At 57.9% G+C, this 26780-nt stretch carries 30 protein-coding genes; 24 read left to right on the top strand and 6 right to left on the bottom strand.

The genetic code is table 11. From position 1 onward, the window contains the following. Positions 1 to 44: 44 nt before the first annotated feature. Positions 45 to 269, bottom strand: coding sequence for a DUF1450 domain-containing protein (locus CBW65_RS21160; protein ID WP_157722109.1), 225 nt, complete (start codon positions 267 to 269; stop codon positions 45 to 47). A gap of 113 nt (positions 270 to 382) precedes the next feature. Further along, a complete protein-coding gene (locus CBW65_RS21155; protein WP_087458545.1) occupies positions 383 to 622 on the bottom strand; it encodes a hypothetical protein in 240 nt (79 codons plus the stop codon). Positions 623 to 722: 100 nt separating this feature from the next. On the opposite strand from CBW65_RS21155, the gene csaA reads away from it, so the two are divergent. From csaA to CBW65_RS21140, 3 genes are all read left to right on the top strand, one after another. After that, positions 723 to 1055 carry a chaperone CsaA gene (gene csaA / locus CBW65_RS21150; RefSeq protein WP_087458544.1) on the top strand — a complete coding sequence of 111 codons (333 nt, stop codon included), beginning with the start codon at positions 723 to 725 and terminating at the stop codon, positions 1053 to 1055. A 1-nt stretch (position 1056) separates the two neighbouring features. After that, positions 1057 to 1962, top strand: a complete 906-nt coding sequence (locus CBW65_RS21145; RefSeq protein ID WP_087458543.1) for a DMT family transporter — start codon at positions 1057 to 1059, stop codon at positions 1960 to 1962. Between the two features lie 65 nt (positions 1963 to 2027). After that, complete coding sequence (locus CBW65_RS21140) at positions 2028 to 2288, top strand: NAD/NADP transhydrogenase alpha subunit (RefSeq protein ID WP_232463389.1); 261 nt, start codon at positions 2028 to 2030, stop codon at positions 2286 to 2288. Between the two features lie 52 nt (positions 2289 to 2340). On the opposite strand, the gene CBW65_RS21135 is transcribed toward CBW65_RS21140, so the two are convergent. Both CBW65_RS21135 and CBW65_RS21130 read right to left on the bottom strand, forming a co-directional pair. Continuing rightward, the gene (locus CBW65_RS21135) at positions 2341 to 3294 is read right to left on the bottom strand and encodes a Gfo/Idh/MocA family protein (RefSeq protein WP_087458542.1); all 954 of its coding nucleotides are present in this window, start codon (positions 3292 to 3294) and stop codon (positions 2341 to 2343) included. Positions 3295 to 3335: 41 nt separating this feature from the next. Further along, complete coding sequence (locus tag CBW65_RS21130; protein ID WP_087458541.1) at positions 3336 to 5264, bottom strand: metallophosphoesterase family protein; 1929 nt, start codon at positions 5262 to 5264, stop codon at positions 3336 to 3338. Positions 5265 to 5399: 135 nt separating this feature from the next. Between CBW65_RS21130 and CBW65_RS21125 the strand changes: the two genes are divergently transcribed. Together CBW65_RS21125 and CBW65_RS21120 are read left to right on the top strand one after the other, a co-directional pair. Continuing rightward, complete coding sequence (locus CBW65_RS21125) at positions 5400 to 6581, top strand: M20/M25/M40 family metallo-hydrolase (RefSeq protein WP_157722108.1); 1182 nt, start codon at positions 5400 to 5402, stop codon at positions 6579 to 6581. Continuing rightward, positions 6581 to 7750 (top strand): DUF3866 family protein, encoded by a 1170-nt coding sequence (locus CBW65_RS21120; RefSeq protein ID WP_087458539.1) that lies wholly within the window; start codon positions 6581 to 6583, stop codon positions 7748 to 7750. Before CBW65_RS21125 ends, CBW65_RS21120 begins: the two co-directional genes overlap by 1 nt. On the opposite strand, the gene mciZ is transcribed toward CBW65_RS21120, so the two are convergent. After that, complete coding sequence (gene mciZ, locus CBW65_RS24420) at positions 7696 to 7857, bottom strand: Z-ring formation inhibitor MciZ (RefSeq protein WP_157722107.1); 162 nt, start codon at positions 7855 to 7857, stop codon at positions 7696 to 7698. The genes CBW65_RS21120 and mciZ overlap by 55 nt on opposite strands. A gap of 84 nt (positions 7858 to 7941) precedes the next feature. Between mciZ and CBW65_RS21110 the strand changes: the two genes are divergently transcribed. The 15 genes from CBW65_RS21110 to CBW65_RS21040 all read left to right on the top strand — a co-directional run bounded on the left by CBW65_RS21110 (position 7942) and on the right by CBW65_RS21040 (position 21875). After that, positions 7942 to 8499, top strand: a complete 558-nt coding sequence (locus CBW65_RS21110) for an NUDIX domain-containing protein (RefSeq protein WP_087458537.1) — start codon at positions 7942 to 7944, stop codon at positions 8497 to 8499. 3 nt (positions 8500 to 8502) lie between these two features. Beyond that, positions 8503 to 9690 (top strand): endonuclease Q family protein, encoded by a 1188-nt coding sequence (locus CBW65_RS21105; RefSeq protein WP_087458536.1) that lies wholly within the window; start codon positions 8503 to 8505, stop codon positions 9688 to 9690. Between the two features lie 81 nt (positions 9691 to 9771). Continuing rightward, positions 9772 to 10422 carry a stage II sporulation protein M gene (gene spoIIM / locus CBW65_RS21100; protein WP_157722106.1) on the top strand — a complete coding sequence of 217 codons (651 nt, stop codon included), beginning with the start codon at positions 9772 to 9774 and terminating at the stop codon, positions 10420 to 10422. 22 nt (positions 10423 to 10444) lie between these two features. Beyond that, complete coding sequence (locus CBW65_RS21095; protein WP_087458534.1) at positions 10445 to 10786, top strand: RNHCP domain-containing protein; 342 nt, start codon at positions 10445 to 10447, stop codon at positions 10784 to 10786. 60 nt (positions 10787 to 10846) lie between these two features. Beyond that, positions 10847 to 11695 (top strand): HEAT repeat domain-containing protein, encoded by an 849-nt coding sequence (locus tag CBW65_RS21090; protein WP_087458533.1) that lies wholly within the window; start codon positions 10847 to 10849, stop codon positions 11693 to 11695. 64 nt (positions 11696 to 11759) lie between these two features. After that, on the top strand, positions 11760 to 12200 hold the full coding sequence (gene fur, locus CBW65_RS21085) for a ferric iron uptake transcriptional regulator (RefSeq protein WP_087458532.1): 441 nt from the start codon (positions 11760 to 11762) through the stop codon (positions 12198 to 12200). A gap of 228 nt (positions 12201 to 12428) precedes the next feature. Continuing rightward, complete coding sequence (ald, locus tag CBW65_RS21080) at positions 12429 to 13547, top strand: alanine dehydrogenase (RefSeq protein WP_087458531.1); 1119 nt, start codon at positions 12429 to 12431, stop codon at positions 13545 to 13547. Between the two features lie 90 nt (positions 13548 to 13637). Next, on the top strand, positions 13638 to 13883 hold the full coding sequence (locus tag CBW65_RS21075) for a DUF4227 family protein (RefSeq protein ID WP_157722105.1): 246 nt from the start codon (positions 13638 to 13640) through the stop codon (positions 13881 to 13883). Positions 13884 to 13975: 92 nt separating this feature from the next. Further along, positions 13976 to 14863, top strand: a complete 888-nt coding sequence (xerD, locus tag CBW65_RS21070) for a site-specific tyrosine recombinase XerD (RefSeq protein WP_087458529.1) — start codon at positions 13976 to 13978, stop codon at positions 14861 to 14863. A 185-nt stretch (positions 14864 to 15048) separates the two neighbouring features. Continuing rightward, positions 15049 to 15879, top strand: a complete 831-nt coding sequence (locus CBW65_RS21065) for an STAS domain-containing protein (RefSeq protein ID WP_087458528.1) — start codon at positions 15049 to 15051, stop codon at positions 15877 to 15879. 146 nt (positions 15880 to 16025) lie between these two features. Beyond that, the gene (locus CBW65_RS21060; protein WP_087458527.1) at positions 16026 to 17201 is read left to right on the top strand and encodes a phosphopentomutase; all 1176 of its coding nucleotides are present in this window, start codon (positions 16026 to 16028) and stop codon (positions 17199 to 17201) included. A gap of 12 nt (positions 17202 to 17213) precedes the next feature. Beyond that, entirely contained in the window at positions 17214 to 18542 is a 1329-nt protein-coding gene (locus tag CBW65_RS21055; protein ID WP_157722104.1) for a pyrimidine-nucleoside phosphorylase, read from the top strand. Positions 18543 to 18607: 65 nt separating this feature from the next. After that, the gene (locus CBW65_RS21050; RefSeq protein ID WP_087458525.1) at positions 18608 to 18823 is read left to right on the top strand and encodes a DUF1540 domain-containing protein; all 216 of its coding nucleotides are present in this window, start codon (positions 18608 to 18610) and stop codon (positions 18821 to 18823) included. A gap of 120 nt (positions 18824 to 18943) precedes the next feature. Then, positions 18944 to 20146: a D-alanyl-D-alanine carboxypeptidase family protein gene (locus CBW65_RS21045; RefSeq protein WP_232463388.1), complete on the top strand. Its 1203-nt coding sequence runs from the start codon at positions 18944 to 18946 to the stop codon at positions 20144 to 20146. Between the two features lie 103 nt (positions 20147 to 20249). Further along, positions 20250 to 21875: a M20/M25/M40 family metallo-hydrolase gene (locus tag CBW65_RS21040; RefSeq protein WP_087458524.1), complete on the top strand. Its 1626-nt coding sequence runs from the start codon at positions 20250 to 20252 to the stop codon at positions 21873 to 21875. Between the two features lie 41 nt (positions 21876 to 21916). Here CBW65_RS21040 and CBW65_RS21035 read toward each other — a convergent pair whose 3' ends face one another. Further along, the gene (locus CBW65_RS21035) at positions 21917 to 22564 is read right to left on the bottom strand and encodes a hypothetical protein (protein WP_087458523.1); all 648 of its coding nucleotides are present in this window, start codon (positions 22562 to 22564) and stop codon (positions 21917 to 21919) included. A gap of 221 nt (positions 22565 to 22785) precedes the next feature. Here CBW65_RS21035 and recQ point away from each other — a divergent pair, with 221 nt between their 5' ends. The 4 genes from recQ (at position 22786) to CBW65_RS21015 (ending at position 26715) form a co-directional block, all read left to right on the top strand. Beyond that, the gene (gene recQ, locus CBW65_RS21030) at positions 22786 to 24918 is read left to right on the top strand and encodes a DNA helicase RecQ (RefSeq protein WP_087459325.1); all 2133 of its coding nucleotides are present in this window, start codon (positions 22786 to 22788) and stop codon (positions 24916 to 24918) included. A gap of 27 nt (positions 24919 to 24945) precedes the next feature. Beyond that, positions 24946 to 25524: a TetR/AcrR family transcriptional regulator gene (locus CBW65_RS21025; RefSeq protein ID WP_087458522.1), complete on the top strand. Its 579-nt coding sequence runs from the start codon at positions 24946 to 24948 to the stop codon at positions 25522 to 25524. Between the two features lie 90 nt (positions 25525 to 25614). After that, positions 25615 to 26067, top strand: a complete 453-nt coding sequence (locus CBW65_RS21020) for a hypothetical protein (RefSeq protein ID WP_087458521.1) — start codon at positions 25615 to 25617, stop codon at positions 26065 to 26067. Positions 26068 to 26082: 15 nt separating this feature from the next. Then, entirely contained in the window at positions 26083 to 26715 is a 633-nt protein-coding gene (locus CBW65_RS21015; protein WP_087458520.1) for a hypothetical protein, read from the top strand. The last annotated feature ends 65 nt before the right edge of the window (positions 26716 to 26780 follow it).

Here is a 26780-nt window from a genome sequence, read left to right as displayed (position 1 = left end):
GCGCAAAACAAAAGCACCTGTCGATGTGACAGGTGCTATTTGTATCAATTGCCTTTGGCAGACTGCAGCCCGAGGATGATCTGATGCAGCAGCTGTTCGGCGGAAAACGCTTCGATCAGCACTCCGTCGAGGATGGCGAAGTAGCAGAGAAAACAGCCGGCGCAGCGACTCAGACAGGAATAGACAACAACGTCCGCATCGGGAAACGTGATGCGCAGCTGATTGACCAGTTTGGCGGTCTCATTTGTCTCACAGATCTCGATGACCATCCCATCACGCTCCTCACATCTATCTTCGCCCATCTACACCCCCGGCGTCAACGCTGACCAAGCCTTAAACTTTGCAAAAAGACAGGATGCCTCGCGGGCACCCTGTCCGTGTTTTATTTGTTCAGCTTGTCAGGTTGGATCACGGTAAAAACGGGATGCTCGATCACGGCGCCTTTTAATTCATAGACGAGCACCGTATCGGCCGCCGGCACCGTTTCCTCCACATAATGCTGGTTCGGGCAGGCCCGGTAGCGGCCGCCAAAGCCCGTTTCCGACGGTGTGGTCAGCAGCTTGTAGCTGCAATACGGGCACCGTCCGGTCAGCGGTTTCCAAAACCTCTTCCATGGATTCATCGTGATCACCCATTTTCACTTGTGGTAAGATAAGGAGAGTTGTCACAGTATACGTGCTGAAAGGCGGATGGGTGCCTGTCATGCAGATGGAGGAAGATTTATGGCAACGTTTGATGATTTTCAAAAATTGGACCTGCGCGTCGGCACGGTGCTGCAAGCGGAGCCGTTCCCGGAAGCGCGGGTGCCTGCGATCAAAATGGAGATCGACTTTGGCGAAGAGATCGGGATCAAACGCTCTTCGGCACAGATCACCGTCCGCTATACCCCTGAGATGATGGTCGGCCGCAAAGTGGTGGCGGTCGTAAACTTTCCGCCCCGCCGGATCGCCGGATTTGCTTCGGAAGTGCTGGTTATGGGCGGCGTGCTGCCGGAAGGGGATGTGGTGCTGATGAACCTCGACCACCCTGTTCCAAACGGCACAAGGATCAGTTAAGATGCAGCGGCTGATCGGTGCGCTCTGCTTAGCCGGCGCCGCCGCGATCTGGGGCGGCACGTATGTGGTATCCAAATATGTGCTCGACTACGTGCCGGCTTTGACCCTGGTCGTCGTGCGCTTTGTGATCGCAGCGCTCGTCCTGTGGCTGGCGCTGCGGATCAGCGGCGGCGACAAGGTGCAGAAGGGAGACTGGGGCAAGATCGCCCGCTACGGGCTGGTCGGCTATACGATCTCCATCTCCACCCAGTTTATCGGGACACACCTGTCCACCGCCCACATGGGCGCGGTGATCACGTCGGCGTCCCCGGTCTGCATCGCCTTGTTCGCCTGGCTGCTTTTAAAAGAGAAGCTGACTTTCCAAAAATTCGGTGCGCTGCTCACCGCCACGCTTGGGGTGCTGATCGTCATCGGCTCCGACCATGGCGGGGAAGACGGGAGCAATCTGCTCGGCAATCTGTTTCTCGTCATCGCCGCCGTCACCTGGGGGCTGTACTCGGTGCTTGGCAAAGCGCTGACCGAGCGGTATTCGGCGCTGACCGTCACCTTTTGGGCGACCGTGTTTGGCGTGCTGTTTACGCTGCCTTTGTCCGCGTGGGAGATCTCCGTGGAAGGATTCTCGCTGCCGCTTGGCGACCCGCTGATCATCTTGGGCATCCTGTTCCTCGCTATCGTCTCGACCGCCGTGGCCTTTTTCCTGTGGGCCAAAGGGTTTGAGCTGATGGATGCGGGCACAGCCGCCCTGTTTTTCTTTGTGCAGCCGATCTTTGGCACCTTCCTCGGCTGGCTGCTGCTCGATGAGCAGTTGACCCCGTCATTTCTGGTCGGAAGCCTCTTGATTCTCGTCTCTGTAGGAATTTCGATGCGCGGTGACGAAAAGAAGAAGGAGGAAGCGGCTGCTCTCTAACGTGTATGTCGGATGGCAACCGTTGGGCAGACTGTAGGAAGTCGAAAGGAAGGTGCTTGATCGTTATGGCAATGAACGTACTCAAGGTGTATACGAAAAATATCGAGGTCTTTTCCGACCTGTATGCCGGGCTTGAGAACCTCACCCTTTCCGAAGGCCAAGAGACCGAAGTGGAAGGCGTAAAGGTCAGCGGCGGCGGACAAGTGGAGGAAGAATATTTGGATGAGATGCGCGTCAAATTGGACGTGGCCGTGCTGAAAGTCAAACGGCAGAACGTCACGATCCTCCAGCACAGCGACATGTTCGAAGTGCTGATCCCGGCGTAAGCAAAAAGAAAACAACTCGAGAGCAGCTCTCGAGTTGTTTTTTTATTGGTTTTTATTGGCGCAAGGTCTCCAAGATCGCCTGCACCTGATAGCCTGCTTTGAAATCGATCAGCAGGGCCGGTTCGCCTTTCAATGCCAGCACGAGGTTGGCGACAATGTTTTTCGCCGGCTCGTCTTCAAACGGGATCGGCTCGATGGTCTCGCCGAGCTTGCCGCCGTGCAGTTTGTACCATTCGGTCATGCCAAGCGTGCCGTCGGTGCCATACAGAGTAAAAGCGACGCGTTCCGTGCCGGCGATCTGGGACAAGCCGTCATAGACGACCGGTGTGCCGTCCTCCAGTTCCAGATGAGCGAGGATGCCCGTTTCCGCCTGCTCCGGATCGGCGGGCAGTTCCAGCGTGTGGGTGACCACTTCGACATCTCCGAAGAGAAATTGAGTGAAGTGAATCCAATGCGCCCCCGTCTCCATCACAAAACCGCCTTGCTCGCGGCCGCCGACCCAGTCGTTTTGCTGCCAGCCGCGCGGCCACTGCGGGAAATGCGTCTGGATCTCCACACGGCGCAAGGTGCCGAGGTAGCCCGCGTCGAGCAGTGCACGCAGTTTGACGGTGGACGGGGAGTACGGCAGCGGGAAGTTGATCGCGTTAATCACGCCGGCCTGCTCAGCCGCTTCCATCATCTCCTTCGCTTCCTGCAAGGAGTTGGCGAGCGGTTTTTCACAGAACAGGTGCTTGCCTGCCGCCAGCACATCCAGCGCGATGCGGTGATGGAATTTCGGCGGCACGGCGATGTAGACGAGGTCGAGCTCTGCCGCTTGGAGCATCGCGTTGTGATCGGTAAACCACGGGATGCCGCCGAGCTGCTCCGATTTTTGTTTGGCGAGATCTTCGCGCACGTCGGTGACGGCCGCCACGGTGATCTCCTCGTTCGTCGTGAAGCTTTGGATCAGTCGTTCGCCGATCGCGCCAAGACCGATGATGCCGACGCGAAAAGGTGTTGTTGTCATGCGGTGTTCCTCCACTCCGTTAAAAGATGTTTTGTTCAATTCTACCATTTCCCGTCGTTTTCGATAAGGGCGGTGGTGACAAAAACTTCCTCGCCTTTGCGGATCAGCAGACGATGTTCGATCTCCCGGCCGTCAGGGGAGAGCTGCACCAGCCCGAGGTTGTTGGCGCCTTGGATCGGTGTTGTCGAGTAGCCGAGGGTCGGCACATATTCCCGCCAGACCTCGAAGTCCGGCGGGAGATCGGGCAGCAGTTCGGCCAGTGCGCCGAGGATCGGGAACCGGGCGAACATCTCGCGGTCCCCATCCGGCTTCCAGCCCACGCGGCGGGAGGTGCCGGTCAGGAACTTGGCGACCCGGGAGCTCAGCTCGATGATCTTTTTAAATTCGGAGCTGTTTTTCAGCGCGGAAGAGGTGAGCTGCACGACGGGCAGCGGGGGATGAGCATATTCGTGATACAGCGCCCGCACCGAAAACGCATAATGCACATCGCCCGACAAAAAGAGCACCCGGGACGGAGCCAAAACGCCAGCGAGCCAAGACATCAGCGCAACCCAGCCGTCCGGGTTGGAGTGCCAGGCTTCGGCATCCGGCACATACGGGCCGACCAGCGCCCGGCCATTGTCCTGCAGATACGTCTCGATCTCCTCATAGCCAAACACCGGCGTCGGCGAGATGATCGTCAGCGGATCGCCCGGGAGATAGCCGCTCTGCAGAGCCAGCTCCTGCAACCGAACCAGCGCATGTTCAGACAGCAGCCGCCCAGGGTCATGCATCGTGTCATACTGGCGCTGGGTGCGGGTGTCGATCGCCAGAGTCAGCGGTGTAACAGGGATGGCGTAACTCCAGTCCGGCCACAGCCAGAGCTGTTTCTCGAACTGATCGGCCGCCCGGTCTGCGTTCCGGTCCGGGTCGCCTGCCAAGTGGTCTTGCAGCGTGCGAATGAAGGATGCGTCATAGCGTGATGGATCGTTACCCCATCCTTGAAACGCCCAATAGGCGGCCAGTCCGTTGGCGATGATCCGCCGCCCGGCCGGAGATTCGAACACATCGTCCCGCCACTGGCCGGACAGGTTCCAGTCGTCGGTGATCTCATGGTCGTCAAACAGCATATAGGTCGGGATGTTCGCCAGCGCCCGCCTGACAGCCATCAGCCGGTCACGGGTGTGGCGCAGGTCGCGCGACGGGAGTTTGGCCGGCCAGTGATCGGGGCTCCAAGCCAGCAGGTACATCGCGGCATATTCGCCGAAGCTCATCAGGTGCTGATCAGCTTTGCTTGATGTAAAATGAGCTTTTTCCCGCACCAGCTCACCCCGCCCGCCGACCGGAATGTCCTGCCACGGCACATCGATGCCGGGAATGGATTCCTCGCGGCCGGTGATCGTCATCCCAAGCTCGGTCAGACAGGGCAGCAGATCGGCCGCCACATCATCGGCGTAAATCTGGTCGCCGGTCAAAAACATAGCACTTGGGCGTCTGCTCAAGTCGCGTGCGGTCAGCGCCAAGGTGTCATCGGCCACCGTCAGCGAGTCATCGCCGTCCCCGTGCAGTTTGCGGCAGGAACCGTGCAAAAAGTTGTACGGCAGCGTCTCACGCAAAAAGAAGCTCGGCAACGGCAGGTCGTCATAGGTCAGCCGGTCCGGGCCGTGCAGGAGCCCGAGGTCATGCAGGCGCAGGCCGTAGCGCTCGGCAGCATGATGGCACAGTTCCAGATCATAGGCGAGCAGCACGTCGGCCGGAAACAATCCGCTCATCGGCGCGACCCGCACCAGCGTGATGAACAACTGCTCGCCGAGCTGAAGGGACTGTGCGCTGCCCGAGCCGACTTTTTCCAGACGCTGTTTGGAGTCGCGGGGGACGCGAAACACTTCGCCTTTGACATAAAAAGGCCGGCTGGTCGCAAGCCAAATGTACACGCCGCCTCGTTCAGCCCGGCGCAGGATCGGTCCTGCCAGCACGGTTCGCAGATTCATCTCCCGGTTCCCCTCCCAATCCTTTCAAGTCTCAGTACTATTTGTCATCCCCAGCCCTTTCTCCTGCCCGGCATCCCGCCGCCGCTTATCCCTGTCAAAATCAGGTCATACTAGGTGCTGAAAGGGGTGTTTTGTGTGCAATTGAACCAACAACAGGTGGTCGATCGTTTTTTGGAACTGGTCAAGATCGACACGCCTTCACATGAGGAGCGGCCGATGGCCGATTATTTGCTGCGAACCTTGCAGGAATTCGGCCTTGAGGTGCATGAAGACAACGCCGGCGAGCGCGCCAGTCACGGTTTTGACAAAACGACCGTCGAGATTCTTGGGCAGGTGCGCAAGACGGGCAACGTGATCGCCAACTTGACAGGCAATCTCGAAGGGGCTCCGGCGCTGATGTTCACCGCGCATATGGACACGGTCGTCCCGGCAAAAGGGATCAAGCCGCAGATTCAAAACGGCGTGATCAAAACGGACGGCAAAACGATCCTCGGGGCGGACGATCGCGCCGGCATCACGGCGATTCTGGAGGCGATCCGCTTTTTGAAGGAAAATGACGTCAAGCATGGCGACTTGCAGTTTGTCTTCACGATCGCCGAAGAGACCGGTCTGTACGGGTCGCTGTATTTGGAGCCGCAGGAGATCAAGTCCCAGTATGCGTTTGTGATGGATTCGGGCGGTCCGCCGGACACGATCATCACGATGGCGCCGACCGAGGTCGATTTTATCGCGCGCATTTATGGCAAAGCGGCACACAGCGGCGTCAATCCGGAAGACGGCCTGAACGCGATCTCTGTGGCGGCCGACGCGATCTCGCAGCTGAAGCTGGGGCGCATCGACGAGGAGACGACATCGAACATCGGGATCATCCAAGGCGGCGAGCGCACGAACATCGTTTGCGACCGCTGTGAAGTGCATGGAGAAGTCAGAAGCCGCAACGACCAAAAGCTCAGTGAGCAGTTGGCAAAGATCCGCACCGCGTTCGACATGGCCTGCCAGAAGTGGGGCACGAAGATGGATTTTGAAGAGCAAAAGATCTATCTCGGCTTCAACCTGAACGAAGACGATGAAGTGGTGCACCTCGCCATGGAAGGCGTGCGCCGGGCCGGTTTGGAGCCGAAACTGGCGCCGCGCGGTGGCGGCAGCGACACGAACAACTTTAACGCCAAAGGCATTCCGGCCGTCAACTTGGGCGTCGGCGCGACCAATGACCACACGGTGGAAGAAAGCTTGAAAGTGCAAGACCTGATCGACGCGACCCGTCTTGTGATCGGCATCATTCAGACGGCTGCCGAGCGCACCGGGGTGAAGTCCTGATGAAAATTGGTTTGGAGCGGGGTGTCGTAACGGCAGTGGCTGCTGACACCCCGGATGGACGGGAACTGCTCGTCAACGTGAACGGTCAAGAGGAGCGTGCTTATGAAGAGCCCGGCGTTGTCCGGCAGGCGGAAGTCGGCGACAGCATTCTGTTGAACACGACGGGCGTCCGGCTGGGGCTCGGCACCGGCGGCGTGCATTTTGTTGTCGCCGTTTTGGAAAATGCAGGTCTGGGCAGCCCGGCGCAACTGACATCGCCCGGCCACATCATGAAGCTGCGCTATACCCCGCTGCAGCGGGCGGTGCACGCGGTGGAAGAGCCGGACCATCCTCTGCATGACCGCATCCGCGAGGGAGATGATCTGCAAGGAGCTCCTGTGGTGATCTGTGAACTGCATTCGATGGTGCCCGCCGTCGCGATGACCTTGCAATATGAGCTGGAAAAGGCGGGGCGGCCGCGTTGCAACATCGCTTATGTGATGACAGACGGCGCGGCATTGCCGATGGCGTTTTCCAAGACGGTACGCGCGTTAAAAGAGCAAGAGCTGCTCTCCGGCACGGTCACCGTCGGGCATGCATACGGCGGCGACTTGGAAGCGGTCAACCTTTACTCCGGCCTGCTCGCGGCCCGCCATGCCATCGGAGCGGATGCGATCATCGTCGCGATGGGGCCGGGCATCGTCGGCACAGGCACCCAGTACGGACACACCGGCATCGAAGTCGGGCAGGCGGTCAACGCTGTGCATTCGCTTGGCGGCGAACCGGTCGTCGTGCCGCGCCTGTCGTTTGCCGACGCTCGCGAACGTCACCACGGGGTGTCTCATCACACGCTGACGGCGCTCGGGCAGGTGGCATTAGCTCCGGCGACCGTGCCACTGCCGAATCTGGAGGAAGGGGAGACCCGGCTGATCTTCAAGCAGATCACCCAGGCAGGTCTCCCGGAGCGGCACCGCTTTGTCGGCGTCGGCGGACGCTCGATACTGGACGCAGCCGACCATTTTCAAGTACCATTGAGAACGATGGGACGGACGCTGGCAGAAGATCCCGCTTTTTTCCTAGCGGCGGGCGCAGCGGGCGAATGGGTGTCCCGGAGGATAAAAAAACCGCCCCGGCATCATGCCGTGCGGTCTTCTGCTTCTGCCGGTGCGTTGTTGGCCGATAAAAACTGAGCGAGCGTAGCGCCGCTGCTGCCTGCGAACGTGCGGAGCACGGCGCGGATCTCCCAGGCTTTGCCGACCAGACGCAGTCTGTTTTCTGTCATGTAGGTTTTCACCATGTGGGTTGTCCCTCCCGAACTTGTTGTTTGTTCCCAGTCTATTCCGGGAGTGGAGGAGTTATACCAATCGGAGGAGGAGAAAAGTTGTCTCACGATCATTTGATAGAAAAGACGCTGTCCTCGAAAACGATCTACGAAGGCAAGATCATCGACCTCACCGTCCAGACGGTGCAATTGCCCAACGGCAAAGAAGCGCAGCGCGAAGTGGTGCTGCACCCGGGCGCAGTGACGGTGCTCGCCATCACCGCAGACGATACCATCCTGCTCGTCAAACAGTTTCGCAAGCCGACCGAGCGCGTGCTGATCGAAACGCCGGCCGGCAAGCTGGAGCGCGGGGAGAACCCGCTGGAATCGGCGAAGCGCGAACTGGAAGAGGAGACCGGGTATCAGGCGAAAGAGTGGAAGCACCTCGCGTCGTTTTACACCTCGCCGGGCTTTGCTGACGAGCTGATGCACGCCTATGTGGCGACGGGGCTGACCTTGAAGCAGCAAAACCTCGACGACGACGAATTCCTCGACGTGCTGGAAGTGACCGCCGAAGAAGCGCAGCAGATGGTCACCGACGGGCAGATCTATGACGCGAAGACGCTGGCCTGTGTGTACTGGTGGCTGCGCGAACGCGCTCTGCAGGGCAAGGCGTAAACGATGAGCAGGGAGCTTCACGAATACTTTCTGGACTTACATATCCATATCGGGCGCACGCGGGACAACCGCCCGGTGAAGATCACCGCCGGCAAAGATCTGACCTTTTTTGAAATCATCCGCGAGGCGGCCGACCGCAAAGGGGTCAGGATCATCGGGATCATCGACGCTGTGTCGCCGCCCGTATTAGATGAAATCGAAGACTACGTGAAAAGCGGCGTGATGACCGAATTGCCCGGCGGCGGCTATGACTACGAGGGCCGGACGACGCTGTTGCTTGGCGCGGAGGTGGAGACGTCGGGGCCAAGCGGCGGCGCGGCGCATTTTGGCGTCTGGATGCGTGACATCGGGGCGATGCGCGAGTTTTCCGAGTGGCTGGGCGAACGGGTTACCAACCGTGTGCTCTCCTCGCAGCGGGCGCGCTGCACCTCGTTTGAGCTGCAGGCCAAATGCACGGAGCTTCGTGGGATGTTTATCATCAACCACGCCTTCACCCCGCACAAAAGCGTGCTTGGCAACTGCGTCCCCCGTGTGTCAGACATGGTGGAACTGGAGCATTTGACGGCGCTGGAGCTGGGCTTGTCGTCCGATTCGGCGATGGCCGACCTGTTTTCGGAGCTGGGCGGAGTGACGTTTGTCTCCAACTCGGACGCGCATTCGCTGGCCAAGATCGGGCGGGAGTACAATCGCGTGCGGGTGGCCGAGCCGACGTTTGACGAAGTGAAAAAAGCGCTCCTGCGCCAGGACGGGCGGGGCGTGACGGCCAACTACGGGCTTGACCCGCTGCTTGGCAAGTACCATCGCACGTTTTGCCTGGCCTGTGACGAAGTGCTGGACACGGCTGCGGTGCAGAGCTTGTCCTGCCCGTCCTGCGGCGGCTCCAAAATCGTGCGCGGCGTGTTCGACCGCATCCGCACGATCGCCGACCGCACCGAGCCGGTGCATCCGCCGCATCGTCCGCCGTATTTCTATCAAGTGCCGCTGGACTTCATCCCCAAGGTTGGCAAGCGGACGATCGACAAACTGCTCGACCATTTCGGCACGGAGATGAACGTGCTGCATCAGGCGACTGAGGAACAGCTCGCCGATGTGGTCGGGGCGAAGATCGCACAGGATATCGTGCTGGCCCGGGCGGGGAAGCTTGCGATCGCCACGGGCGGCGGCGGAATCTACGGAAAGATTCTCTCCTAGACGAGCAGGATTGAGATTCATAGTCTCTCACTCTCCGGCATAGACTGAAGCATCAGCATGTCGGAGGAGGAGGGGCCAGCTATGTTTGGCAGAATGAAACAAGCATCGTCGTTATACATGCGGGATCACCTGAGTTTGTTTGTCTTTACATCGGTGCTGTTTATGATCGGAGCACTGTTTGGCGCAATCGTCGTCGGCGCGTTGGCTGAGGATCAAGTGGCCTCGCTCAACGAGTCGTTAAAAGGGTTCTTTAACGCAATCTCCCTCGATCAGACCGGCACCACCGCATCGGAGATCACCTGGCATTCGGCCGCATCGTTTCTGAAGACGGTGGGTCTGTTGTGGATCTTGGGCATGTCGATCGTCGGATTGCCTGTTATCGTCATCTATATTTTTATTAAAGGATTTGTTGTCGGCTTTTCGGTCGGCGTGATCGTGTCGCAGTTCAAAGGGCAGGGCCTGCTGTTTTCGATGGCCGCGATCTTGCCGCAAAATCTGATCTATGTGCCGGCGTTGATCCTCTGCGGCGTGGCCGGCATCTCGTTTTCGCTGATGATCGTCAGAAGCCGCTTCACCAATCAGCAGCGCGGCGGTACCGGCACGCTGCTCTATCGAAATTTCCTCTCCTACACCGGACTGATCGGCGCGGTCGCCGTGGCGATGGTGCTCGCCGCCTTTGTGGAAGGCTATCTTTCGCCGACCCTGATGCGTTTGATCGTGCCGCACGTGTAGGAGGCGAGGAGCGTATTGTCTCATGAGCCGTAAGTTTACTGTGATCAATGAAAATTTTGCCTGTGTCCACTGCGGGACGGAGGTGCAGCCCTTGGCGCAAGGGTCCTGCCGCAACCACTGTCCCAAGTGTTTTCATTCCTTGCATCTCGACATCAACCCGGGCGACCGGGCGGCGAACTGCGGCGGGCTGCTTGTGCCGATCAGCTTCGAAGAGCACAAGAAAAAAGGGCACATGGTCGTCCACCGCTGCCAGCAATGCGGACATGTCGGACGCAACAAGCTGGCGTTTGACGATCCGGTGCAGCCCGATTCGTTTGATGAGATGGTCAAGCTGATCCAGAAGTTTTCCTTTCAAAACTTTTAATAGCCGCTCCCGTTCTCGGAAGTCTATAATAGACTTACCAAGAAAAGGGAGCGGTTTTTTATGCCAAAACAGAAAGTGCTGACCGAGCGCGGGCAAAACATCGTGCGGCTCGCAACAATGGGCAGCGTGCAGGATCTGGTCGATCTTTTGAACGAAGGCACGCACCATGGCAAGCCGGGGGCGAATCAGGCGGAGAAGATTCTGGTAGCCAAAACGATGCTTGCGACATATCGCGGCGATGATGCCGAGCTGACCGCGCGGGTGCGCGAACTGGCCGCCCACCCGTCGCCGATGGCGAAACAGGTCGCCTGCGCCTTGATGCAGGAGCTTTGGCCGCGCCAGACCGATCTGACGCCGCTGATGCTGCAATTGACCATGGACGACGACTGGGAAGTGCGGGAGTGGGCGGCGCCGGCGTTTACCTGCCTGTTGTCCGCACAGTGGCCGCAGCACCTCGGGCTGATCGAAGAGCTGACCGCCCATCCGCACGAGTCGGTCAAGCGCCAGGTCGCGCTCGCCATCAAGCAGACCGCGCAGAAAAAGATTCCGGAGAGCGCAGGCCAGCTGCTGGAGCTGACGGAGCGATTGCTGCCGGACGAGCACGAGTATGTGCGGATCAACCTCGGCCCGTTTTGCATCGGCGACGGTCTCTTGCGCATCTATCCGCAGGAGACGCTGTGCAAACTGCACGCGTGGGCGGGAGCGGAGAGCTGGCCGGTGCGCTGGAACGCCGTGATGTCGTTTTCCGGGGCGCAGGGGGCGGCGCATCCTGATGATGCCTGGGCGATTCTTCGACTGTTGCTGGACGATACGCACCAAGAAGTGCGCAAGGCGGCCCGCAAAACGCTGAAAAACCTGCGCAAGCGCTGCCCGGAAGATCAGCGATTTGCAGAACTGGCAAATGTTTGACACGTCTAAAAGCGTTGAATATAATAAGGAAGGATTTAGAGAAAACGGCTAAGGGGGGCAGGAGATGCAAGAGAGACTCGAACAGATTAAAAAACAACTCCATGCGGAGCAGTTTAAGCTGACCCCTCAGCGTGAAGCAACCCTTCGCGTGCTTCTGGAGAACGAAGAGAGCCATCTGAGTGCGGAAGAGATTTTCATGCTGGTTAAGCAAAAGTCGCCCGACATCGGCCTTGCGACCGTCTACCGCACCCTCGATCTGCTGTGCGAACTGAAGATCATCGAGAAGCTCAACTTCGGCGACGGCGTGGCGCGCTACGAGTTCCGCACCGACGATCACCCGCATCACCACCATCATCTGATCTGCCTGAAATGCGGGAAGCTGTCGGAGATCGAAGACATGCTCGACGATCTTGAGGAGCGGGTCGAACGCGATCACAAGTTTAAGATCGTGGACCACCGCGTCAGTTTCCTCGGCTACTGCGAAACTTGCAAAGGCGATGAGTAACACCGCAATACCTATGCAAAAGACTGCCTGCATGTTTTTGCAGACCCTGTTATTTTTTGCAGATATCCGGGACAGGCGGTATACTTCATTCTTGATGATGTCAGACTAAATTCTGTACGAACGCTGGACAAGTTTCCAAGTCCTCTCGACTTGGCATATTTATTGCATAAGAAATGAACTGTATTGTTTGGACGAGCCATGCTCGCACTTAAGGGGGCCTACATAATTATGAACGTTGGAATTCCGAAGGAAATCAAGAACAATGAGAACCGTGTCGCCATCACTCCGGCGGGCGTAGAAGCGCTCCGCACAAACGGCCATAACGTATTTATCGAGACCCAGGCCGGTCTGGGAAGCGGTTTCACGAACGAAGACTACCAGAACGCAGGCGCTGTGATTCTCGAAACGGCAGGCGAAGTCTGGAGCACCGCTGACATGATCATGAAAGTAAAAGAGCCGCTCCCGTCTGAATACGGCTACTTCCGCAAAGACCTGATTCTGTTCACCTACCTGCACCTCGCGCCGGAACCGGAGCTGACCAAGGCTCTGATCGACAATGGCGTCGTCGCGATCGCATACGAAACCATCCAGCTGCCGGATCGTTCCCTGCCGCTGCTCACTCCGATGTCCGAAGTGGCAGGCCGCATGTCGGTGCAGATCGGCGCACAGTTCCTCGAGAAGCCGTGGGGCGGCAAAGGCATCCTGCTTGGCGGCGTACCGGGAGTATTGCCGGGCAACGTGGTGATCATCGGCGGCGGCATCGTCGGCACTAACGCTGCGAAAATGGCGCTGGGCCTGGGCGCAAACGTCACGATCCTCGACAACAACGCAGCTCGTCTGCGTCAACTCGATGACATCTTCGGCGGCCGTCTGCGCACCTTGATGTCCAACTCCTTCAACATCGAATCGATGGTGCGCGTTGCGGACCTCGTCGTCGGTGCTGTCCTCATCCCGGGCGCGCGCGCTCCGAAGCTGGTCAAAGAATACATGGTTGAACAGATGTCTCCGGGCTCTGTCATCGTCGACGTGGCGATCGACCAAGGCGGCTCGATCGAGACGATCGACCGCGTGACCACGCACTCCGAGCCGACCTACGTCAAGCACGGCGTTGTCCACTACGCAGTGGCGAACATGCCGGGCGCTGTTGCCCGCACCTCGACCCTGGCTTTGACCAACGTCACCCTCAACTACGCGGTTGCGCTGGCGAACAAGGGCTGGGAGAAAGCTGTGAAGGACGATGCAGCGCTGGCAAAAGGCGTCAACGTTGTTGGCGGCAAAGTCACCTACGAAGCGGTTGCAACCGCTCTGGGCTACGGCTTCACCGATCTGGCAGCTGTAACTGCATAATCCAACCGAGAAGGAGCAGCAATTGCTCCTTCTTTTTTTATGTCCCTGTCCATACAGATAGAAAGAGGTACTTGTAAGGGGGGACAAGAGATGATCATTTCCGTTCGCCAGTTGTCGCGCTTTTTGCGCATGGTCATCTTTACCGTAATCTTCAGTTTCATCTGCTTCAAAGTGCTGATGATCGTGCAGGAGATGATCCAGCCGGCCAACAAGTACAAAGAGCCGGTCGGCGGCGATGCGGTGAAGGTGGAAGCGCGTTATGAAGAGGCCCAGTCGGATGAGATCTATGAGGAAATGCTGGACCGGCTCAGCCTGTTTTATGAAATAGGGGAATAGATTTCTTTACATAACTTTTGTCCGGCGGCAGGATTTGCGCCCCGATTGCCGAATTTCTTCAAGGTCAAGCAATGGGCAAAAGGAGTCGTTACATGGACAGGCTGATCGAGCGATTTATACATTACCTAGCAGTAGAACGAGGACTCGCACTGAACACACTCGAGTCGTATCAGCGTGACTTGGTCGGGTATGTGGGCTTCTTAGAGCGAAGCGGCATCCGTGACCTCAACCAAACGCGGCGCGCCAACATCATCGCGTTTCTGGCGGAACTGCAGCGCAAAGGCCGTGCGACTTCCACGATCTCGCGCAACCTGGCTTCTTTGCGCGCGTTCTACGGCTTTTTGCTGCGTGACGGCCTGATCGACGGTGACCCGACGGCCAACCTGGAATCGCCGAAGATCGAGAAGCGCCTGCCGAAGGTGCTGTCGGTCGCTGAGGTGGAATCGCTGCTCGAAGGCCCCGACACGGGCACGGTGGCCGGTTCGCGGGACAAGGCGATGCTCGAATTGCTTTATGCGACGGGAATTCGCGTCTCCGAGCTGGTGTCTTTAAACATCTCGGACGTGAACATCAATATGGGCTTTCTCAAATGTTACGGCAAAGGCTCGAAGGAGCGCATCATTCCGCTCGGTTCGGTGGCCTTGACCACCGTTGGCGATTATCTGCTGAAGAGCCGGGGCAAGCTGCTCCGCGATCAGACGGAAGATTCGCTGTTCCTCAACCATCACGGGCAGCGGTTGTCGCGCCAGGGCTTTTGGAAGATCATTAAGAAATACGCGCAAACTGCGATGATCGATAAAGAGATCACACCGCATACCCTGCGTCACTCCTTCGCGACACATCTGCTGGAGAACGGTGCAGACTTGCGTGCGGTGCAGGAGATGCTGGGGCATGCCGACATCTCGACCACACAGATTTACACGCATCTCACCAAATCTCGTTTAAAAGAAGTCTACGCCAAAGCACATCCGCGTGCCTAAGCAAATGAATTTGACCCCCACATTTGAAGTGGGGGTTTCGTATTTATATAACAGCCAACCCATTTAAGTAGAACAACACTCCCCCTACCCTCAATGTGAGAGAGCAGCCCCTCCGCCAATCGGCGCGAGGGGCTTTTCTCTGGCAATCTTTTCTGTATATAATAGTCGGGTGAGGGGGAGAGCGGATGAACCTGCAGGAGCGGGCACAACAGTCGCATGACTGGGAAGCTTTTTTGCTTTCTCATCAAGAGGCGTTTGACCGGCAGTATGCGCAAGAGCTGCAACGGGCAAATGTGTACGAGTTTATGATCGAGACCGAGTATGTAGGCAATACCGATTTCTATCAGCATTTTCGCATGGTCGCTTTGTACCTGGCACAGTCGGAAGCGCACATGCTGCAGGAGATCGGATACCGCCGCGGCATCACGGCCGCGAAACACGATTTGCCGATCAGATATATCGGGCAGCTGATTCCGGCGTTTCGCAGAACGTATTGGACATTGCTGCAGGAGTTTTCTGCAGGCAAGCCGTATGCTGCAGACGATTTTTTTGAGTTGGAAGGCTTGACCAACCATCTGGTGGATCTGTATTCGCAGAGCTATTACACAGGTTTTTTGGAGCACAAGGAGACACAGCTCCGCCTGCACCGCGAGCTGGTGGAAGAGCTGTCGGTGCCGGTGATTCCGCTGTCGGCGACCAAAGCCATTCTGCCGCTGATCGGCATGATCGACACGTTCCGGGCGCAAAAGATCCAAGATCAGGTGCTGGAACAAGTCGCCGAGCATGGCGTGACCTTGATCATCCTCGACCTGTCCGGCGTTCCGATGATGGACACGGCGGTGGCAGGCACCTTGTTTCGCTTGCTCGACGGCATCCGCTTGCTCGGCTGTGAAGCGATGGTGACCGGCATTCGTCCGGAAATCGCCATGACGATGGTGGAGCTTGGTTTGCGAATGCCGGAGGAAGTGCAGACCAAAGGGTCGTTGAAACAGGTGTTAGCTTCGTATGGACTGTAAGGTACCGCTTTCTCCACAGGAGGCGGTTTTTTGATTCCTGGTCTCTATGGGTTGTCAGACATCTGTCCTTTGGGGTACATTAATGGACAAGACAGGAAAGACATACCCTAATTGTGAGTATCGAGCAAAACGGAGGAGATTCTAACATGAGCTTTAATCGCATCGTGTTTATCGTATTGGATAGCTGCGGCATCGGTGAGATGTACGATGCTGCTGAATATGGAGATCAAGGTTCGAATACGATTGGCAACATCGCCAAGGCGGTCGGCGGCTTGAACGTGCCGAACCTGGAGCGCCTTGGCCTGGGCAAGATTCACCCGCTGCAAGGCGTGAGTGCGCAGGTTGAAGCGCTTGGCTCTTATGGCAAGATGGCCGAGCTGTCGGCAGGCAAAGACACGACCAACGGCCACTGGGAGATGATGGGTATCAAGCTCGACAAGCCGCTCCCGACCTATCCGGACGGCTTCCCGCGCGATCTGATGGACGAGTTTGAGCGCCGCACCGGCCGCAAGACGCTTGGCAACTACCCGGCGTCGGGCACCGAGATCATCCAAGACCTCGGCGAAGAGCATATGAAGACCGGTTCGCCGATCATCTACACTTCGGGCGACTCGGTGTTCCAGATCGCCGCGCATGAAGAAGTGATTCCGCTCGAAGAACTGTACAACATGTGCAAAATCGCCCGCGAACTGCTCGTCGGCGAACATGCGGTCGGCCGCGTCATCGCCCGTCCGTTTATCGGCGAGCCGGGCAACTTCACCCGCACGGCGAACCGTCACGACTATTCCCGCGATTTTGGCCGCACCGTGCTCAACGAGATGGACGAGGCGGGGCTGGCGGTTGTTGGCGTCGGCAAGATCTACGACATCTACGGCGGTTCCGGCGTGAACGGCAAAGCGTCGACCAATGGCAACATGGACGGCGTTGAGAAGACGCTTGAGCAGATGAAGCAAGTCGAGAAGGGCATGATCTTTACCAACCTCGTCGACTTTGACGCTTTGTACGGGCACCGCAACGATCCGGAAGGGTTTGCGAAATCGATCCTCGAATTTGACGCGCGTTTGCCGGAGATCATCGCGGCGATGAAAGAAGATGACCTGCTGATCCTCACCGCCGACCACGGCTGCGACCCGACCACGCCGGGCACCGACCACAGCCGCGAGTATGTGCCGCTCCTGGTCTACGGGAAAAACGCAACAGGCGACCTCGACCTCGGCACCCGCAGCACATTTGCCGATCTTGGGGCGACGATCGCGGAGAACTACGGCTTGAAGAGCACCGCTCTCGGGGAAAGCTTCCTGAGCCAAATCGTGAAAGGCTAAGGGGCAACTGCGATGAGAATGTATGACATCATCCACAAAAAACGCGACGGCGGCCAACTGAACAAGCAGGAGATTACCTACGTGATCAAAGGGTTCACCGACGGCACGATTCCCGACTACCAGATGTCGGCGATGGCGATGGCGATCTATTTCCAAGGCATGACGGCCGAAGAGACGGCAGAACTGACCTTGGCGATGGCGCAGTCGGGCGACATGATGGACCTGTCGGCGATCAAAGGGAACAAAGTTGACAAGCACTCCACCGGCGGCGTTGGCGACACGACCACGCTTGTGCTCTTGCCGCTGGTCGCATCTGTTGGCGTTCCGGTCGCCAAGCTGTCCGGGCGCGGCCTTGGGCATACGGGCGGCACGATCGACAAGTTGGAGGCGATTCCGGGCTTTGGGATCGACATGCCGGAGGAGCAGTTTGTGAAAAACGTCAACGAGTACGGCTGTGCCCTGATCGGCCAGACCGGCTCGGTGGCGCCGGCCGATAAAAAGCTGTACGCCTTGCGTGACGTGACGGCGACGGTCGACACGATTCCGCTGATCGCTTCTTCGATCATGTCCAAGAAAATCGCATCGGGCGCCGACTCGATCGTGCTGGACGTGAAGACGGGTGACGGCGCGTTTATGAAAACGCTGGACGGCTCGTTTGAGTTGGCCAAGGCGATGGTCGACATCGGCACCAACGTCGGGCGCAACACGATCGGCGTGATCTCCGGGATGGAGCAGCCGCTGGGCTATGCGATCGGCAACGCCTTGGAAGTGCAGGAAGCGATCGACACCTTGCGCGGTCAAGGGCCGGAAGATCTGGCCGAGCTGTGCCTCGTGCTGGGCTCGTACATGCTGGTCGCGACCAACCATGCCCAGACGGCAGAGGAAGCGTTGCAGATGCTGACCGATTCGCTGCAAAGCGGCAAGGCCTTGGAGACGTTCCGCCGCTTTATCGAAGCGCAAGGCGGCAACCCGGCGGTTGTCGACGACCCGGCCCTGCTGCCGCAAGCAGGGCGCCAGGTGCCGGTGACGCTGGGCCGCGCGGGCTATGTGGCGGAAATTCACGCCGAAGAGGTCGGCACCTGCGCGATGCTGCTTGGCGCAGGGCGGGAGACGAAAGAGTCGGAAGTCGATCTGGCGGTCGGCATCGTGCTGCACAAAAAGGCGGGCGATGCGGTGGCGGCCAACGAACCGATCGCGACCCTGCACGTCAACGACGAGAGCAGGCTGCGGGAAGTGATCTCGCGATTGCAGGCGGCGTACGTGCTGTCAGATGAACCAACTGCGGCGCCTCCGCTGATCTACGGCGTGGTCACCAAAACGGGGATCGAACGCTTCGTCTAAGGTCACAGATGCGGTATACGCGGCATTTTTGCTGGCAACAATAAGCTCCATAGGGGGTGAATGGAATGCCAGCAGGTGTAAAATGCCAAGTGGAAGAGTGCACGTACAATAAAGAGACTGCATGCGTCGCGGAGATGATCGAAGTGACCTCGAACGGAAACGATGTGGTGGGCACCAACAAAGGGACCATGTGCGGGACTTTTGATTACCGTGACCACTATCGCGCGGATGCAGGCCTCAGCAAAAAAGAATATCGTGAGCGTTTTGACGAGCAACACTAAACACAACCCCTCATCGGAGGGGTTTTTTCATGTCTTTTCATGTTTTGTAATAAAAAAACCGAACTGGAAGCATGCTACAAGTGCTGACTTTAACTTGAAACGATCCAGGGAGGGTAAGACATGTCTCTCACAAGACGACTTGGCCGCAACTGCACAGCGCTGCTGTGCGCGACGGCACTTATGTTTGCATCTTTTACAGGCTCGGCAGCGGCAGCCGAGAAAAAGGATAACAAAGCGGCACAGGTAGACCTGGCGAAACAATCGGTATCGGCAGTGCTGATGGATCAGGCGACCGGCACGGTGCTGTTTGAGAAAAACGGCAACCAGAAACTGCCGCCTGCGTCGGTGACGAAAGTGATGACGATGCTTTTGATCATGGAAGCGGTGGAAAACGGCAAAGTGAAATGGAGCGACAAGATCCGCACCAGCGAAAACGCGGCCAGCATGGGCGGCTCGCAGATCTTCCTGGAGCCGGGCGAAGAGATGTCTTTGGAAGAGATGTTCAAAGGGATCGCCGTCGCTTCGGGCAATGACGCAGCGGTGGCGGTGGCGGAGCATCTGGCCGGTTCGGAAGAAGGCTTTGTGCAGATGATGAACGAGCGCGCTGAGCAGCTCGGCTGCAAAAACACGCATTTCAGCAACGTAAACGGTCTGCCAGTGGAGAACCACTACACCTCGGCGTATGACATTGCGCTGATGTCGCGCGAACTGCTGAAGCATGACGGCGTGACGAAGTTCACCGGCATCTATCAGGACTATCTGCGCAAAACGAGCGAAAAGCCGTTCTGGCTGGTCAACACCAACAAGCTGGTGCGCTTTTACACCGGCATGGACGGCCTGAAGACCGGCTTCACGGCTGAAGCAAAATATTGCTTGTCCGCGACGGCCAAGCGCGGCGGCTTCCGCGTCATCGCCGTTGCGATGGGCGCGCCGACCTCTCCGGTGCGCAACGCGGAGATCTCGCAGATGATGGACTACGCCTTCGCCAACTACAAGTCGGAAGTCCTGTTCAAGCCAGGCCAAGTCGTCCAGCAAGTCCCGATCGACAAAGGCGACGTCCGCAACCTGCCGATCGTCACCCGCGACACGGTTGGCGTCCTGATGAAAAAAGGCGACAAGAAAGCGGCCTACCAGCAGGAAATCGTCCTGAACGATGTGCAGGCCCCGATTAAAAAAGGTCAGGTGCTTGGCGCCATCGTGATCAAAAAAGACGGTGGGGTCATCGCCAAATCGGAACTCGTAGCCAGCATCGACGTCAGCAAAGCCGGCATGTGGACCATGTTCAAACGCACGGTGGAAAGCTGGTTGACGTTTGGTTCGTAATTGAAATGAACGGGAGAGCATCAAAGGCCATCGTGGGTCTTTGGTGCTCTTTTTGTTATAATGGCATTATAAATTTACTAGAGTGATGGGAGGAGGCGGAGCGATGGAGATGTGGCAGACGAAAGCGGATTTGACAGAGCTCTTGTGCGAACTGGTGCGAGTGCCAAGCATCACGCTGACCGACGCGGAAAAAGCGGTGCCGGGGCTGGTCGCAGAGAAGCTGGGGACGCTGGCTTATTTTCAGGCGCATCGCGAGCATCTGCAGCTCCATCCGACCGGGGATGGGCGGGAGTTTGTGACCGCTTTGGTGAAAAAGGCGCCGGATGTGCGCGAGACGGTGGTGCTGCTCTCGCATTTTGACGTGGTGTCGGTGCAGGACTATGGCGAGTGGAAGGACATGGCGTTTGATGCGAAAGAACTGACCAGGTTCTTTAATGAGCACCAGGAAGTGCTACCTCCCGAGGTGCAGGATGATCTGAAGTCGGGGGAGTGGCTGTTCGGGCGCGGGACGATGGATATGAAGGCCGGGCTGGCCTTGCAGATGGCGATGGTGGAGCAGGCGTGCGCCGGGAAGTTTGCCGGGAATGTGCTCTTGCTGACCGTGCCGGATGAAGAGGTGGACTCAATCGGGATGCGGGCAGCGGTGCCGGCCATGCTGAAACTTGCGGAAGAGCATGGTCTGGAGTACCAAGCGGTGCTCAACTCAGAGCCGATGTTTGCGCTGCCGCCGGGTGACACGAAAAAGTACCTCTACACCGGGACGATCGGCAAAGTGCTGCCGGGGCTGTACTGCTACGGGAAGGAATCGCATGTCGGGGAGCCGTTTCGGGGCTTGAATGCGAATCTGATGGCATCCTTGGCGACGCTGGAAGTGGAGTTGAACGCCGATTTTTGCGAGCGGGTGGAAGGGGAAGTGACCCCGCCGCCGACCAATTTGCTGCAGAAGGATCTGCGCAAAGACTATTCGGTGCAGATTCCCAGCCGGGCGGTGACGTTGTTTAATCTGTTTTTGTTCGAGCGGTCGATCGATGATGTCATGCAGCAGTTGCTGACAGCTGCAAACCGGGCAGCGCGGAAGATTGAGCAGCATTATGCAGAGCGCATCCAACACAGCCGGCAGTTGGGCTCGGCAGAAAGCGGAGCGGTCTCGGTGCGGGTGCTCAGCTATGAACAGCTGCATGCATATGCCGTGCAGACACATGGGCAGGAAGTGCTGGAACAGCGTCAGGCGAAGTTGGCGGCCGGGCGCGGCGGGATGGACGATCGGAACTTCTCGGTGGAACTGGTTGATGATCTGGCCGGACTGTGCAAAGAATTGGCGCCGATGATCGTGGTCTTTTTCACGCCGTCGTTTTACCCGGCCGTGAGTTCGCGCCGTCACTGCTTGGTGCAGGATGTGGTGGCAGACGTAATCAAGCGTGCGGAGGATACGTATGGGATTGAGCTGGAGCAGGTGCACTTTTTCCCGGGGATCTGCGACCTCAGCTATGTCGGGCTGCCGGTGCCGCCGGATGCGATGCGCCCGATGACGGCCAACATGCCCCTGTGGGAAAAAGGGTATCAGCTGCCATTGGATGAAATGAAGCGGCTGGATGTGCCGGTGCTGAACATTGGCCCGGTGGGGAAAGATGCGCACAAGTGGACGGAGCGACTGGAGCTGAGCTATTCGTTTGGTACGCTAAGGGAACTGTTGCCATTGGCGATCGAGAAGTTATTGGCGGGGAAGTAAAAGGGGAGAGTCAACCTCGGAGTGGAGGTTGACTCTTTTGATTAAACGGCAACTTCAACAGGTGCTTGTTCTTCGCGCTGAATGTGAAGTTTCGCTAAGATGATCTGGTGCTTGTACACCAGGCACTGTAGCTCAAAGTGACTGGGCAGGAACTTGAGGATATGAAGGGTATGCTCATTGATCATGGCGAAATGCTTTTCCATGAAGCCGGTTTTTGCCTGCACCGCAGCAATGTCCCGTTCCACGATGGCAAAATGCGTGGCGGTCTCCTCCGTAAACGCGATAAATTCCTGACGGTGCTCGTTAAACTCCTGACGGAGATCGCTAAACTCGTGGCGGTGCTCGTTAAATTCCTGACGGAGATCATTAAACTCTTGACGGTGATCGTAAAACTCCTGTTTCAAACCCGCTACCTCTTCTTCCAGACCGGTGATTCGTTGTTCCAGTCTTGTGAAGTTGGCTGCAGTTTCAGCCTTGAAAGCCGTGAAGTCTTGCTGAAGTGCGGAGACGTTTTGCTGAAGTCCGGTTACGTCTTGCTGAATAGCGGAGACGTTTTTCTGAAGTCCGGTTACGTCTTGCTGAATAGCGGAGACGTTTTTCTGAAGTCCGGTTACGTCTTGCTGAATAGCGGAGACGTTTTGCTGAATGGCGGTGAGGATGGAGAGGACTTGGTCGAGTTTTTGTTCCATGGGGATCTTGCTCCTTTTCAATTGGAGTGAAAGGGATGCTGTCTCTCTTTTAAAAGAGTAACATCCACGTATTTTGTAAGTCGGAAGAGCAGGATGTGGTCATTATAGCGCAAGCTTGTCGCTTTGCCTAGATTGAACATTTTTGGCCCGGATTTGCACAGAAGTCTCGTTTCTTTTTTACAGAAGGGGTGGTAGGATAGAAGGAAAGCGAGGTGTTGCCCGTGTTTGAACAAGCTCTGCACCTGCTCAAGAAATACTACGGGTACGATTCGTTCCGCAAAGGACAGGAACGGATCATTGCCAGCATCTTGAGCGGACACGATGTCCTAGGCATCATGCCGACCGGCGGAGGCAAATCGATCTGCTACCAGATCCCGGCGCTCCTGCTGCCCGGTGTCACCCTGGTCATCTCCCCCCTGATCTCCCTCATGAAAGACCAAGTCGACGCGCTCACCAGCATCGACATCCCCGCCACGTATATCAACTCATCGCTCACCCAGTCCCAAGCGGAAGAGCGCATGGAAGCAGCCCGCCACGGCGCGTACAAGCTGATCTACATCGCCCCGGAGCGGCTCGACTCCGAACGGTTCCGCTCCCAGCTCGAAACTCTCCCCATCTCGATGATCGCCATCGACGAAGCGCATTGCATTTCTCAGTGGGGTCACGACTTCCGCCCCAGCTATCTCGCCGTTCCCAAGGTGCTTGACCTGCTGCCCCAGCGTCCGCTCGTCACCGCGTTTACGGCGACCGCGACCACCGAGGTCACGCTTGATATCGTCGAGCTTCTTGGCATCGACCCGGAGTATTCGTTCGTCACCGGGTTTAATCGCGAGAACCTCACGTTCAAAGTCCTGCGCGGGGAGAACAAGCGCGATTTTGTGCTGCACTATCTGGAACAAGTCCGCGAACAGGCCGGCGTCATCTACGCCGCCACCCGCAAAGAAGTCGACACTTTGCACGCCGAACTGCTGCAGCGCGGCTTCACGGCCGGCAAATACCACGCCGGGCTGAGCGACGAAGAGAAGACGCTCTACCAAGAGCAGTTCCTCTACGACGACATCCGCATCATGGTCGCCACCAACGCATTTGGCATGGGCATCGACAAGTCAAACGTCCGCTATGTGCTGCACGTCAACCTGCCGAAAAACATGGAATCGTACTATCAGGAAGCAGGCCGCGCCGGACGCGACGGCGAGCCCAGCGAATGCATCCTGCTGTACCACCCGCAGGATGTGCAACTGCAGAAGTTTCTCATCGAGCAGTCGGTGATGGCCCCCGAGCGCAAACCGCAGGAGTACAAGAAGCTCCAGACCATGGTCGACTTCTCGCACACCACGCGCTGCCTGCGCAACTACATCCTCGAGTATTTCGACGATGAAGCGGTGGAACCGTGCGGCGTCTGCTCCAACTGCAAAGACGAAAGCGAACTGAAAGACATCACCGTCGAGGCCCAAAAGATCTTCTCCTGCATCTACCGGATGAAGGAGCGCTTTGGCGCGTCCCTCGTCGCCCAAGTCTTGAAAGGCTCGGCGAACAAAAAAGTGCTCCAGTTCGGCTTCGACAAGCTGCCGACCTACGGCTTGATGAAGTCCTACAAAGAAAAAGAGATCACCGACCTGATCCACGTCCTGATCGCCGAAGGGTATCTCGTGCTCACCGACGGGCAGTATCCGGTGGTGCGCCTCGACGCCCAAGCGGCGCAAGTGCTGAAAGGGCAAGCGCAAGTTTTGCAAAAGATCCGCCTGCGCCCGGAAAAGACGGTCAGCGGCGACAACACGCTGTTCGAACGCCTGCGCGAACTGCGCAAAGAGATCTCGCAGCGTGAAAAAGTGCCGCCGTACATCATTTTCTCGGACAGCACGCTGCGCGAACTGAGCGAATACTGCCCGACCGACGAAGCGGCGATGCTCGGTGTCAAAGGGATCGGCGAAGGCAAGATGGCCCGCTACGGCACCCCGTTCCTGCAACTGTTGCAGGAGTACGCACAGGAGCGCGGCATCACCTCGACCCGCACCCCCGCGCCTGCTGCACAGGAGGGGGCAGCAGGAGACGAGACGCCAAGCCACCTCAAGTCCTACCAGCTGTTCCAAGACGGCCTGTCGCTCGCCGAAGTCGCCGACGAGCGCGGGCTGAAGCCGGTCACCGTGCAGGATCACATCATCCGCGCCATCTCCGAAGGGCAGCCGGTGCAGTGGGAGCGGATCATCCCGCCGGAGCAGGAAAGCCTGATCCTGGCTGCGATCGACGAACTGGGCGCAGAAACGCTCAAGCCGCTCAAAGAAGCGCTGCCTGGCGACGTCGACTATTTTGCGATCAAAGGCGTGCTCTGCAAGCGTTCCCTGCAGCACGCCTAGCACGCACACGGAAAGAAGGTAGAGCTTGTGGCGAAGAAAAAAGTGGAGCGGGGCGACCTGATGACCGCCACCGAACGGCTGCTTGTGGAGCGAGGTTATGACGGGTTCAATTTCTCTCTGCTCTCCGAACGCTTAGGCGTCGGTCGCAGCACGCTCTACGACCACTTTTCCAACAAAGACGACCTGATCGCCGCCTACATGACCGACGCGATGGCCGGGATCATCGCAGAATGCGAAAGCCTGCGGGCCGAGGACGAAGCCCTGCTGCAGATCAAAGGGATGATCCGCATCTTCCACACGCATTCGCAACTCCATCAGATCGTGCAGCTGATCCCGGCGCTCAAAGCAGCGGGTGCCGCTTCGGAAAAAGTGGCCCAGGCGCTCGCCGCCGTACAGGAGGATCACCAGTGGCTGGCCGAACTGATGACCGCAGCGCTGGAAACAGCGCAAGGGCAAAACGCAATCCGCCGCGACGTGCCGACCGCGATGATCGCCGCGCTGCTGTTCCAATCTGTTCTGCTGCCGAACCCGGAAGGGCTGCAGGCAGGGAGGTGGAGCGAGCAGATTTTCGACCTCTTGTACGGCGGTCTGCAGGTCCCGAATTGATTCTTGACTCACGGGTCAGCCTATGACATAATCAAACCCGACACTAGTGTCGGGTTGCTTTTGCACGTATCGAGATCGAGGTGAAGTCTGATGTATGAATTCATGTTCTTTTTGCATATCACCGGTCTGGCCATTTGGCTGGGCAGTTTGGTCGTGTTATGCTTTTTGCTCGTCATGATCAAACGCGGTGCGGGAGAAACTGTTAAAGCACAGATCATCGCGTACCTCAAGCTGACGAACAGCCTGTCGCATCCGAGCGCAGTGATCGTGCTGATCTCGGGCGCCGTCATGCTCCAGCAGTTGGGGATTGAACATAGCAATCTGCCGTTTTGGATCTCGTTTATGGAACAAGGCGGCTCGATGATGGTCTTGTTCTCCACCATCGTGCTCGCTTTGGTGGGGCGCCGTTTGAAAAAGCGTCTGCACACGGCAGGCGGGGCAGACGCTGCGATCCAAGCAGCATGGCCGTACCGCTTGGTGCTGCTGGTCACCGTCGTTGGCGTGCTGGCGGTGCTTGGCGTCGTTTCTCTGAAGATCACGTAGAAAGAAGGACGCATGATGAACTTGTTGTTGTGGAGCTTTGCCACGCTGCTCGCCGGCTATTTCTCCCTGCAGATCCTGCAGGAGTGGCTGCGGAAGCGCAAGGCGGCTCAGCTGGCCTGGCTGATCGGCTTTCTGATGTACACCTTCAGCGCGCTGGGCAGCGCACTCTCCTATATTTGGGGCTGGGACGAGACTGTCTACCGGCTGTGGTATGTATCGGCAGCATCGCTTGTCGCATTCCTCGGGGCGGGCCAGCTGTATTTTACGATCAGGCCCCGCTGGGCCCATGTCTTTCTGGTGCTGATCGTAGGCGTCACAGCGGTTATGCTGTACCAGGCCTTGACGGTGCCGGTCGATCTGACGGTGCTGCAAGGGGCGGAAGGCGAGATCGGCGGCGAAGCGCTGCCGAGCGCGGTGCGCATCTTCTCGCCGATCCTGACGATTCCGGGCAGTCTGGCTCTGATCGGCGGCGCATTTTTCACCGCGATCGCGCGCCGTTCCAAATCGGGTCTGTGGATTGGGATCGGGTCGCTGATCATCGCGATGGGCGGGACGTTTACGCGCCTCGACCTGCCGCAGATGCTGCCGCTTGCCAACTCGATTGGCATCGGGCTGATCTATTATGGATATCGACTGACAAAAAGTTAACCGGGGATGAGATCCCCGGTTTTTTGCTATGGAAATGAAGTTAAAAAACCCCTATAATTGAGTTT

It is taken from the genome of Tumebacillus avium, from assembly GCF_002162355.1.
Classification (GTDB): domain Bacteria; phylum Bacillota; class Bacilli; order Tumebacillales; family Tumebacillaceae; genus Tumebacillus_A; species Tumebacillus_A avium.
Note: the sequence above shows the minus strand (reverse complement) of the source record. Positions and strands in the feature narration are given on the sequence as shown.